This is a genomic window from Brachybacterium vulturis (genome assembly GCF_043641765.1).
GTDB classification, from domain to species: Bacteria; Actinomycetota; Actinomycetes; order Actinomycetales; family Dermabacteraceae; genus Brachybacterium; species Brachybacterium vulturis_A.
The window spans coordinates 79,024-89,738 of sequence record NZ_JBHZRO010000017.1; the positions used below are offsets into that span (position 1 = coordinate 79,024).

At 73.6% G+C, this 10,715-nt stretch carries 12 protein-coding genes; 8 read left to right on the forward strand and 4 right to left on the reverse strand.

Features of this window, described 5'->3' with window-relative positions; genetic code table 11:
• The first annotated feature begins 1 nt into the window (after nt 1).
• Nucleotides 2–469: a DUF3817 domain-containing protein gene (locus ACHUEU_RS13305; protein ID WP_394216611.1), complete on the forward strand. Its 468-nt coding sequence runs from the start codon at nt 2–4 to the stop codon at nt 467–469.
• Between the two features lie 25 nt (nt 470–494).
• Here the strand turns inward: ACHUEU_RS13305 and ACHUEU_RS13310 are convergent, their stop codons facing one another.
• Nucleotides 495–1,493 (reverse strand): hypothetical protein, encoded by a 999-nt coding sequence (locus ACHUEU_RS13310; protein ID WP_394216612.1) that lies wholly within the window; start codon nt 1,491–1,493, stop codon nt 495–497.
• A gap of 205 nt (nt 1,494–1,698) precedes the next feature.
• Between ACHUEU_RS13310 and rlmC the strand changes: the two genes are divergently transcribed.
• The 3 genes from rlmC (at nt 1,699) to ACHUEU_RS13325 (ending at nt 4,608) form a co-directional block, all read left to right on the forward strand.
• The gene (gene rlmC / locus ACHUEU_RS13315) at nt 1,699–2,871 is read left to right on the forward strand and encodes a 23S rRNA (uracil(747)-C(5))-methyltransferase RlmC (protein WP_394216613.1); all 1,173 of its coding nucleotides are present in this window, start codon (nt 1,699–1,701) and stop codon (nt 2,869–2,871) included.
• Between the two features lie 70 nt (nt 2,872–2,941).
• Entirely contained in the window at nt 2,942–3,622 is a 681-nt protein-coding gene (locus tag ACHUEU_RS13320; RefSeq protein WP_394216614.1) for an SRPBCC domain-containing protein, read from the forward strand.
• On the forward strand, nt 3,619–4,608 hold the full coding sequence (locus ACHUEU_RS13325) for an asparaginase (RefSeq protein ID WP_394216615.1): 990 nt from the start codon (nt 3,619–3,621) through the stop codon (nt 4,606–4,608). Before ACHUEU_RS13320 ends, ACHUEU_RS13325 begins: the two co-directional genes overlap by 4 nt.
• Before the next feature lie 10 nt (nt 4,609–4,618).
• Here the strand turns inward: ACHUEU_RS13325 and ACHUEU_RS13330 are convergent, their stop codons facing one another.
• Nucleotides 4,619–5,041 carry a VOC family protein gene (locus ACHUEU_RS13330; RefSeq protein ID WP_394216616.1) on the reverse strand — a complete coding sequence of 141 codons (423 nt, stop codon included), beginning with the start codon at nt 5,039–5,041 and terminating at the stop codon, nt 4,619–4,621.
• A gap of 210 nt (nt 5,042–5,251) precedes the next feature.
• On the opposite strand from ACHUEU_RS13330, the gene ACHUEU_RS13335 reads away from it, so the two are divergent.
• Both ACHUEU_RS13335 and ACHUEU_RS13340 read left to right on the forward strand, forming a co-directional pair.
• Entirely contained in the window at nt 5,252–6,166 is a 915-nt protein-coding gene (locus tag ACHUEU_RS13335) for a sulfurtransferase (protein WP_394216617.1), read from the forward strand.
• Nucleotides 6,163–6,630: a SufE family protein gene (locus ACHUEU_RS13340; protein ID WP_394216618.1), complete on the forward strand. Its 468-nt coding sequence runs from the start codon at nt 6,163–6,165 to the stop codon at nt 6,628–6,630. The genes ACHUEU_RS13335 and ACHUEU_RS13340 overlap by 4 nt, the downstream gene beginning before the upstream one ends.
• 57 nt (nt 6,631–6,687) lie before the next feature.
• Here ACHUEU_RS13340 and ACHUEU_RS13345 read toward each other — a convergent pair whose 3' ends face one another.
• Complete coding sequence (locus tag ACHUEU_RS13345; protein ID WP_394216619.1) at nt 6,688–7,509, reverse strand: hypothetical protein; 822 nt, start codon at nt 7,507–7,509, stop codon at nt 6,688–6,690.
• A gap of 112 nt (nt 7,510–7,621) precedes the next feature.
• On the opposite strand from ACHUEU_RS13345, the gene ACHUEU_RS13350 reads away from it, so the two are divergent.
• Complete coding sequence (locus tag ACHUEU_RS13350) at nt 7,622–8,980, forward strand: M20/M25/M40 family metallo-hydrolase (protein ID WP_394216620.1); 1,359 nt, start codon at nt 7,622–7,624, stop codon at nt 8,978–8,980.
• Between the two features lie 6 nt (nt 8,981–8,986).
• Here the strand turns inward: ACHUEU_RS13350 and ACHUEU_RS13355 are convergent, their stop codons facing one another.
• Nucleotides 8,987–9,664, reverse strand: a complete 678-nt coding sequence (locus ACHUEU_RS13355; RefSeq protein WP_394216621.1) for a TetR/AcrR family transcriptional regulator — start codon at nt 9,662–9,664, stop codon at nt 8,987–8,989.
• Between the two features lie 68 nt (nt 9,665–9,732).
• Between ACHUEU_RS13355 and ACHUEU_RS13360 the strand changes: the two genes are divergently transcribed.
• Nucleotides 9,733–10,584, forward strand: coding sequence for a hypothetical protein (locus ACHUEU_RS13360; protein ID WP_394216622.1), 852 nt, complete (start codon nt 9,733–9,735; stop codon nt 10,582–10,584).
• The last annotated feature ends 131 nt before the right edge of the window (nt 10,585–10,715 follow it).

Below are 10,715 nucleotides of genomic sequence, written 5' to 3' on the forward strand. Positions count from 1 at the left end.
CATGCCTCTGCTCTCCACTCCCTCCCGTCTGTATCGCGTGCTGGCCCTCGCCGAGGTGGTCACCTGGACCCTCCTGCTGGGCGGCATGTTCGTGAAGTACGTGCTGCAGTCCACCGAGCTGCTGGTGCGGATCGGCGGCGGGCTGCACGGCTTCACGTTCCTCTCCTACGTGGTGGTGACCGTGCTGGTCGCGGTCGATCAGCACTGGCGGATGAAGGACCTGCTGCTGGGGATCGGCTCCGCGGTGATCCCCTACCTCACGGTGCCCTTCGAACGCTCCGCCGAGCGTCGCGGCCTGCTCGGCGAGACCTGGCGCCTGCGCACGGAGAAGGGCCGCACCGCCCCCGCGCGCGTGGTGGGTCTCGCCCTGCGCCATCCGCTCCCGGCCGCCCTGATCGCGATCGTCGGCGTCGCGATCGTGTTCTCGATCCTGCTCTCGCTGGGCCCGCCCACCGAGTGGTTCGCCTGAGGTGAGCCACCGGGGCCCCGCTGACTCAGTGCCCCGCCGGCGCGTCTCGGCCGGGCGGGGCGATCGGATCGATCCGCACCACGTCACCGCTGCGCAGATGGAGCCGGTCGATCGCGGGTACCGGCGCCCGGCGGGACAGCCGGGGCACCGGCGGCTGATCGGGCTCCGGAGGCAGCGCCTCCCCGAAGCACACTCCACATGCCTGCACGGCGAGCGCTTGCGAGCGCCGCGCCTCCCAGTCCACCTGCGCCGCATGCGCGCGCCGGATCCACGGCCCGCCCACCGGCCGGCAGGGATCGGTCCCGTCGCTCCCCTGCAGCGGGCACTGCGCGGGTCGCGCCGTGACCAGCAGCTCGAGCCCCGCCAGCGCGGGCACCCGGGGGTCGGAGCCGGTGGGGATCACGTCGAGGCCTGCCGGTCCGATGCGCAGCACTGCGGACTGACCCTGGTCCACGGCGACCGTCAGGACGCTCTCGAGCGCCTGGTCCGGATGCGGGGCGAGCAGGTCCTCCCGCGCCGCGGCGGCCGGTTCGAACCAGTCGCGGCGGGTGCCGACGAGGGCGCCGAGCGCGACCGGTCCCCCGCGACGACGCAGCGCCCCGACGACGGCTGGCCGGCGGAACCAGCTGTGCTGCGGCGGGCGCACCGGCCCGCCCCTGCGCCGCGGTGAGCTCCCGCCCTGCGCAGGCGCCGCCATCGCGCTGAGATCGGCGATCACCGTCCCCTCGGGGCGGAGGGTGGGCAGCACCGGTCCGAGCGCGGGCACCACCAGCCAGCTGTGCTGGAGAACGAGGGGTCGCCGGTCCCGCAGGGTGGCACGCATGGTCTCCGCCGCAGGCGGTGCGGTGGGCTCGCGCCGTCGGTGGGCGATCTCCTGCTCATTCTCGACCGCGACGGCGATCGGGGGCGGGTCTGCGAACAGCTCCGGGTCCGTGCAGGCGGTGATCGGTCCGACGCCCGGCAGGTCGAGCTCGATCAGCTGGTCGCGCCAGCTCGGGTCGTGGGGAATGGGGTCCGGGGACATCTCGGTGACCTTCCGACATGGACCCTCACGGGTCCGCTGACCGGACGGGCGGGCGCCCTCCGGCCGGGTCTTCCTCGACGGGCACCGGGTTCGGTTCCGGTTGCCGCGCGGCCTCTGTCGAGGAAGTCCGGCCGCGTCTCGTGACCCGTCTGCGACGGTAGCCGAGGGGTCCGACAGCCGACCCCGCCGCCCGTAGACTCCTTCCGTGCGCTGCCCCCATTTCGACTCCGGCGCGTGCAGGTCCTGCACGCTGCTGGATCTCCCGCGCCCGCGACAGCTCGCCGAGGGACTGGCCCGGGTCGAGCAGCTGGTGGCCCCGTTCCTCGCCCCCGGCACGCAGTGGGATCCGCCGATCGTGGGCCCCGAGGCGGGGTTCCGCGCCCGGGGGAAGATGGCGGTGGGCGGCACGGCGCAGGAGCCCGTGCTCACCCTCCCCGGCCAGTCCGCCGGCACTGACCTGTGCGACTGCCCGCTGTACCCGCCGGGCGTCGAGGCGGTGCTGGACGGCACGAAGGCCCTGATCCGACGTGCCCAGGTGCCGCCCTACGACGTCGCGAGACGTCGCGGGGAGATCAAGAACGTGCTGGTCACCGCCTCGCCCGACGGGGAGCATCTGCTGCGGCTGGTGCTGCGCACCGAGCGCGCGCTGGAGCGGATCCGCGAGCACCTGCCCGCGCTGCTGGACGCGCACCCGTCCGTCGTCGCGGTCACCGCGAACCTCCACCCCGACCACACCACCGCGGTCGAGGGCGAGAGGGAGATCCACCTCGCCGGCGCCGCCTCGCTCGCGATCCGCACCGGGGACGTCACCCTGTTCTCCCGGCCGCAGTCCTTCCTGCAGACGAACACCGAGGTCGCCGGGCAGCTCTATCGCCAGGCCGCGACCTGGGTGGGTGAGATCGCTGCGGGGCGGTCTGCACCATACGGGGGTGCGCCGCGGATCTGGGACCTGTACTGCGGGCTCGGCGGCTTCGCCCTTCACGCGGCGCTCGCGGTCCCCGACGCCCGCGTCACCGGTGTCGAGGTCTCGGCGCAGGCGATCGACGGTGCCCGCGAGGCCGCTCGCGCTGCCGGGATCGAGACGGCGACCTTCCTCGTCGCCGACGCCACCCACTGGGCGGCGGAGACGGCCACCGGCCCCGACGGCCCGCCCGAGCTGGTCGTGGTCAACCCGCCGCGGCGCGGTCTGGGCACCGAGCTGGCCGGCTGGCTCGAGCGCTCCGGGGTGGCCGACGTGGTCTACTCCAGCTGCAATCCGGACACCCTCGCCACCGATCTCGCCGCGATGCCCTCGCTGCGCGTCGTCGCGGGCCGCTACGTGGACATGTTCCCGCACACGGCGCACGCCGAGGTGATCGTGCGCCTGCGACGCCGCTGAGTGCGCCCCGCGCCCGATCCCGCACCGACCTGACACAGTGGGTCCCGACCCCCGCCTTCGAAGGAGCCCCATGACTGCCACCCCGACCAGCCAGCTGACCGACGTCGCCCGCACCGTCACCGCGGTGAAGGAGGGTCATGTCGTCTCCCTCGCCCAGACCTTCGCGGTGCATCCCGAGGAGCTGTGGTCCGCGCTGACCATCGGCTCCCATCTGGAGGTCTGGTTCGGTCGGGCGAGCGGTGAGCTGATCGAGGGCGGCCGCTACGAGCTGCCCGACATGGAGGCCCGCGGGACGGTGCTCGCCGCCGAGGAGCCCCGTCGGCTGGTGCTGACCTGGGAGGTCGGCAAGAGCGGCAGCGAGCTGGAGCTGCTCGTGGAGCCCCTCGAGCAGGAGCAGCCGGACGCTGCTGAGCAGGCGAGTGCGGCCGCACCGTCGGTCGCCACCCGCTTCACCCTGCGCCACACCGTCCCGGCCGACGCCCACTGGCAGACCTTCGGCCCCGCCGCCACCGGCTGCGGCTGGGACGCGGCGCTGTACGCGCTGGCCCTGCACCTCGAGGATCCCTCGACCGATCAACTGCCGCGACTGAGCCGCTTCGCCGCCTCCGCGGAGGGCGCCGAGTTCACCCGTGCCACCGCGGATGCCTGGTTCGAGGCGCACGTGGCCACCGGGGCGGACAAGAAGCCGGCCCGCAAGGCGTCGGTGCGCACCGCGGCGTTCTACCTCGGCGAGGAGCCGGAGCTGTCGTGAGCACGAAGGTCTCGCTGCTGTCGCTCGGCGGCACCATCTTCATGTCCCAGGACGCCTCCGGCGGGAACGCCCGGCCCGATGACAGCGCCGGCGAACGCCTGCTGGCGACCGTCGGCGGCGGAGCGGAGATCACCTCCCGGGCGCTCGCGAACATCTCCTCCTCGGACGTCCGCCCCCACCACCTCGCCGACGTGCTCGAGCACGCCCGCGCCGCGGTCGACGCGGGCGCCGCCGGGGTGGTGCTCACCCACGGCACCGACACCCTCGAGGAAACCGCGTTCCTGCTGGAGCGCTACTGGGACCGGGAGGCCCCGCTGGTGGTCACCGGCGCGATGCGCCCGGCCAGCGACATCGGGGCCGATGGGCCGGCGAACCTGCGCGACGCGGTGCGTGCGGCGACGGCGTCCTCGGCCCGCGGGCTCGGGGTGCTGGTGGCCTTCGACGGCCATGCCCATCTCCCGGACCAGGTCACCAAGGCGTCCTCCCGATCGGTCTCCGCCTTCGCCTCGGCCCCCTCGGGCCCGCTGGCCATCATCGCGCCGGACGATCTGCGCCTGCTGCACCGCCCGCTGCCGCGCACCGTCCGGCTCCCGGGCTCACCGCCGGACCACTTCCCGGCCGTGCCCGTGCTCGCCGCCGGGCTCGACGAGGACCTCGCGCTCCTGGACCATGTCCCGCCGGAACAGCTGGCCGGGCTCGTCATCGCCGGGGTCGGGATGGGACATGTCTCCCCCGCCGCGATGCCCCGGCTGCGCCGTCTGCTGGAGGGCGCCATCCCCGTCGTGGTCGCCTCGCGCACCTGGTCCGGCGGCACCTCCACCCACCACTACGCCTATCCGGGCTCCGAGGTGGACCTGCTGGACGCCGGCGCCGTCATGGCCGGTCTGCTGCCGCCGGCGAAGGCACGCCTGCTGCTGCAGACGCTGCTCGCCGACGGTGCAGCCCCGGAGAGGATCCGCGAGGCCTTCGGGGCCTTCGTCTCGTAGCGCGGGCCGGTCAGGCGGAGCGGCAGAGGCAGAACGGGTGGCCGGCGGGGTCGAGGTAGACCCGGAAGCTGCCCGAGCCCGAGGGCTGGTGCTCATGGACCGTCGCCCCGAGGGCCAGTGCCCGCGGCTCGGCCGCCTCGATGTCGGAGACGGCGAAGTCGAGATGGAACTGCTGGGGATGGGCGCCCTCGGGCCAGGTGGGGCGCTGGTAGTCGTCGATCCGCTGGAAGGCGAGGGACGCCTGCCCGTCGGGCTCATCCGCCGAGACCCGGCCGCGCGGCGGGAGCAGCTCGGCCCAGTCCGAGTCGCTGCCCTCCTGGACGCGCCAGCCCAGGAGCTTGGCGTAGAAGGTCGCGAGCTGCAGCGCATCGGGGCAGTCCAGGACGGTGACATCGAGGATGGGGAGGGCGGGTTCCTGCTCGAGGTTCTCCATGACCCCACCGTAGGAGCCGGCAGCCGTCCGGCGGAAGAGGCGCGACGGGCACGGTCCGGGCGGCGGGTCCCGGTGCGGCCGCGCAGGATGATCCAGGGGCGCCCGGGGTGATGTCCGCCCTCGGCGGAGCCTCCGGGACGCCACGGCACGGCCTGCAGTGACAGACTGGAGGCATACGTCGTCTGCCATCGACCGTCGAAAGGTGCACTGATGACCGTTCCTGCTGATCCGACCCCCGCCCTGCAGGTGTACGCCCGCCCCGAGAAGCTGGTGAGCACGCAGTGGCTCGCCGATCAGCTCGCCGCCGGCCGTCCCGAGAGTCTGGTCGTCGTCGAGTCCGACGAGGACGTGCTGCTGTACGAGACCGGCCACATCCCCGGCGCGGTGAAGATCGACTGGCACCTGGACCTCAACGACCCGGTCACCCGCGACTACGTCGACGGCGCCGGCTTCGCGACGCTCATGGACGCCTCCGGCATCTCCCGCGAGACCACCGTGGTGATCTACGGCGACAAGTCGAACTGGTGGGCCGCCTACGCGCTGTGGGTCTTCGAGCTGTTCGGCCACCAGGACGTGCGCCTGCTCGACGGCGGCCGCGCCGCCTGGCAGGCCGAGGGCCGCGAGCTCACCACCTCCGAGCAGGGCAAGCCCGCCCCCACCACCGGCTACCCGGTCGTGGAGCGCCAGGACGCCCCCCTCCGCGCCTTCCGCGAGGACGTGCTGGACTTCCTCGGCGGGCCGCTGATCGACGTGCGCTCCCCGCAGGAGTACACCGGTGAGCGCACCCACATGCCGGACTACCCGCAGGAGGGAACGGTGCGCGGCGGTCACATCCCCACCGCCCGCTCCGTGCCGTGGGCCCGCGCCGCCGCCGAGGACGGCCGGTTCAAGCCGCGCGCCGAGCTGGAGCAGATCTATCAGTCCGAGCTCGGCTTCGACACCGCGACGCCGACGATCGTGTACTGCCGCATCGGCGAGCGCTCGGCCCACACCTGGTTCGTGCTCACCTACCTGCTGGGCTTCTCGGACGTGCGCAACTACGACGGCTCCTGGACCGAATGGGGCAACGGCGTGCGCCTGCCGATCGCGCAGGGCACCGCGCCGGGTGAGGTCCCCGCCCGATGAGCGAGCGCCCGCTGAGCGACAGCGCCGCCCTGCCCGGGGCCTTCGCCGAGATCGCCGACGACTTCCACGCCCTGTCCGGAAAGGACCGGCTGCAGCTGCTGCTGGATTTCTCGAACGATCTGCCGGCCCTGCCTGCACGCTACGCCGACCATCCTGAGCTGCTCGAGCCGGTGCCCGAGTGCCAGTCCCCGATCTTCCTGATCACGGAGGTCCAGGGCACGGGTCGGGAGGCGACAGCACGGCTGTTCTTCTCGGCCCCGCCGGAGGCTCCGACCACGCGCGGCTTCGCCTCGATCCTCGCCGAGGCCCTGGACGGGCGCACCGTCGGCGAGGTGCTGGACACCCCCGAGTCGGTCACCGGTGCGCTGGGGCTGGCCGAGGTGGTCAGCCCGCTGCGGCTGAACGGTATGGCCGGGATGCTGGCCCGGATCAAGCGGCAGCTCGCGGAGAAATCCGCTTCCTGACGTCGCGGTGACGCCCGGGCACTGAGGGGGCTCCGCCGCGCTGCCCCGGCGCCCTACTCAGGTCCGCGGCGGGGTGCGGGTGCTGCCGTACCGCTCGTACGCCCTCTCCGCCCCGCTGCGCAGCGCGCCGAAGGCGGCACGGCCGGCCTCGGACTGCGCGAAGGCGAAGGCCGACCGGGCCCGGCGCCCGAGATCGGCGCGCTCCTCGGCGGTGGCGTGCGCGCCCCCGGAGCCGCCGGTGGGCGCGGCGACGCCCTCGTCGGCCGCCCCCTGCACGACCTGATCGTGCCGCTCCCGGGCCACCTTCAGCTCGAGCGGCACCCGCACCTGCCGCACCAGCGCCGCCCGCACCTCCTCCCGGATCCGCTCGGCCTGACCCTCGAGGTAGCTCTCGAGCTCCTCGCGCCCCTGGGCGAGCGCGTACGCCCTGCACAGCAGATAGGACGCGAGGTCGGAGGCGACCTCGGGCGAGAGTCCGAAGGCGTCGGAGGAGCCGCGCGCATCCCGCAGCGCCACCGCGTCGTCGCGCTCGAGCGGGCTGGGGGCGATGTCGACCGCGCTGAGCACGTCCTCGACGAAGGCATGGAAGCTCGCCTCACCGGGGACGTCGGCGCGACGCAGCTCGGCCCGGCCGGTGTCCTCGGGCGGCAGCGGCACCCGGGCCACGCCCTCGCGCGCGAACTCGTCCTGCGCGGCGCGCCGCAGCAGGCGGCGGGCGGCGCGCTCCAGGTGACCGGCGTCCGCGTCCCGCGGGATCTCGGGGGCCACGGCCCGGGCATCGGCGATCACCGACGCGCGCAGGGTCGAGGTCTCGGCGCGCCGGCGCACCGTGGACGGGAGCGCGGCGAGCCGCTCTCGGAGCGTGAAGATCTGCACCATGGGTGCACCTCCTGCGGGAGCGGGCTGATCCTCCCCATCGTACGGACGCCGACGGCGGGTGGCCACGGCGCCGAGTACGGTGAGACCCCCGAACCATCAGGAGGTCCCCGGCATGCCGATCGCCGCCCCCACCGCCGAGGAGCTCGCCGTGCTGCAGGACGAGGCCGTCCGCTTCACCCGCGAGCTGATCCGCATCGACACCACGAACTTCGGCGGGAACGACCCCGCCAGCTGGGGCAGGGGCGAGACGGAGGCGGCGGAGCACGTGGTCGCACTGCTGCGCGAGGTGGGGCTCGAGCCGACGGTGATCGAGTCGCATCCGGGCCGTCCCAGCGTGATGGTGACGCTCCCCGGTGAGGACCGCTCCCGCGGCGGCCTGATCCTCCACGGCCACCTGGACGTGGTCCCCGCCCGCGCCGAGGACTGGTCGGTCGATCCCTTCGGCGCCGAGATCATCGACGGCATGATCCACGGCCGCGGCGCCGTGGACATGAAGGACATGGTCGGGATGCTCCTGGCGGTGGCCCGGCATCTCGCCCGCACCGGCCAGGCCCCTCCGCGCGACCTGATGTTCGTCTTCTTCGCCGATGAGGAGAACGGCGGCGTCTGGGGGTCCCAGTGGCTGGTGGAGAACCATCCCGAGGTGTTCGCGGGCATGACCGAGGCGATCAGCGAGGTGGGCGGCTATTCGATCACCCTCCCGGAGAAGGACACCGGCGAGGACGTGCGCGCCTACCTGGTCCAGACCGCCGAGAAGGGCCTGGCCTGGGGGCGGCTGCGCGCCCATGGCCGGGCCGGCCACGGCTCGGTGCCCAGTGACGAGAACGCGATCGTGCGCCTGGCCCGGGCGATCGCTGCGATCGATGCCCATGACTTCCCGATCGAGTTCATCGCCAGCGTGCGCGCGCTGTTCGACGGGATCACGGAGATCACCGGCACCGGCTGGGACGAGCAGGACATCGAGTCCTTCCTGCCGCTCGCGGGCGGGGCGCGCCACTTCGTCTCCGGCACGCTGCGCGATTCGGCGAATCTCACCATGCTCTCCGGCGGCTACAAGGTCAACGTCATCCCGCAGACCGCGGAGGCCGGCTTCGACTGCCGCTTCCTCCCCGGCCACCAGGAGGAGGTGCTCGCGCTGCTGGACGAGCTCAGCGGCGAGCACGTCGAGGTGATCATCGATCACGTGGGCGTCTCCGTCGACTCCCCGCGCGAGTCGCCCCTGGTCGAGGCGATGACCTCGGCGGTCCAGGCGGAGGATCCGGGCTCGAAGGTGCTGCCCTACTGCCTCAGCGCCGGGACCGACAACAAGCCGCTGAGCGCACTGGGCATCTCCGGCTACGGCTTCGCACCGCTGCAGCTGCCGGCCGACCTCGACTTCGCCCCGCTGTTCCACGGCGTCGACGAGCGGGTGCCGGTGGATGCCGTGCGCTTCGGCGCCCGGGTGCTGCTGCGCCTGGTGGGCGACTGCTGAGCCGGGTCAGCTCTCCTCGTCGGCCCTGACCTGACGGCAGATCTCCATCAGCCCCGCGGCACCGGTCGGCGCCCCGGGCTCCAGTCCCGTGTACCAGGCCGGAGCAGTGGTCAGGATCGAGTCGAGCAGGTCCGTGGCGTCCAGCGCGTCGCCGTCCCGCGCCCGCTGTTCGCTCGCCACCAGCCAGTGCACCACCAGGCTGAGACAGCCCCCGACGATGGTGCGGCAGGCGTCCTCGGTCCGCAGGTGCACGGGCACCTCGTCGCCGAGGCGCTGCAACGCCTCCCCGTGCAGCTCGGTCATGGTGTCCACCAGGATCGTGTAGGTGCGATGGGAGAACTTCCAGTCCAGCGCGCCGCGCAGGAAGGTGTGATGGAGCTCGACGTAGGCCGTCAGCATCCCGAAGCCGAAGCGCACCGCTTCATGGACGGTCCGGCCCTCCTGCGCATAGGCGAGGCCGCGCTCCCGGGAGCTGTCGAACATCTGCGACAGCATCGCCGCCATCAGGTCATCGAGACCCGAGAAATGGCTGTAGAACGCGGCACGGCTCACGCCGGCGCGCTGGGCCAGGGCGTTGACGGCCACCTCGCCGTCGGCGACGGTGAGAGCGCGGGCGGCAGCGAAGATCGCCGCCCTGGTCCGTGCAGGTCGGGGATCCTGAGCGCGCTCACTCGTGCTGGGCATCTCCCCATTCTAGCCTCGCCGCCGCCGCGGGCCTCATCGTCCACCGCGTGGTGCGGCACGATGGGGGCATGGTCTCCTTCCTGTCCGGGGCGTCCGGCCGTGGCCGGCCGCAGAGCCATCCGCTGCTCGATGCCCTGCGGGGGCAGACCGTCGTCCACACCCGGGTCGCCTCCCGCGGCACCAGGACCGTGACGGCGCGCGGCTGGGTGCTGAGCTCCCGGATCCAGGAGCTGGAGGGTCCGCCGATCGCGGACGACGGGGCGAGGGCCGTCGGCCTGCGCGATCCGCGCGTGGTCGGCGCGTCGATCCACCGCGCCGAGATGCTCGCGGGACTCCTCACCGTCAGCCTGCGCAGCGCACAGGGACCGCTCCGGCTCACCACCGTCCCGCGCTGGCGGCTGGAGGGCCCACGCCGCGCCCTGCTGCAGGTCGAGGAGACGGGGGAGATCAGCGACCGCTCTCCCGGGCCACCGCTGCACGCGACCCCCGAGGCGCTGACCGAGCATGCCGCCTCCTCCCGCAGCGGCATCGAGGAGCGCCTGCTCGCGCTGGGGCGCCGACAGTGGCTGCATCCGGGGCACGTCGTGACCGTGCTCGAGAATGCGGGAGCGCTCGACGCCGCGGAGTTCGAGCGACGCGGACCGCTGCTGCTGGCGCGGCTGCTCGCCCGCGGCGAGATCCGCGCCGGGTTCGTCACCGCCGGGCGGTTCACGGCCTGGGACCTGCCGCCGGCGGAGGTCGTCGAGCACATCGGCACCACCTGGACGGCGATCGGTGGGCGCACTCCGGGTCCCGACATGATCGCCTGGTTCGAGCTGACCGAGGCGGGCCGGGCGGCCGTCGGGCCCCGCGGCGCCCGGGCCACGGCGCCGGGGATGTCCGGGTACGACTCCCCCGGCGTGGTCGGCGGCTCCCGCTGACGGCTCGCGGACAGGGGCGGTGGGCGGGCACCGGGCCCGTCGCCGGTGAGCGGACGTAGTGCCTCATGTCAAGATGCCCGCGAAATCCTTGCCGTGCCTCAGCTAAGAATGCCCGCGAACGGCCCGGCCCC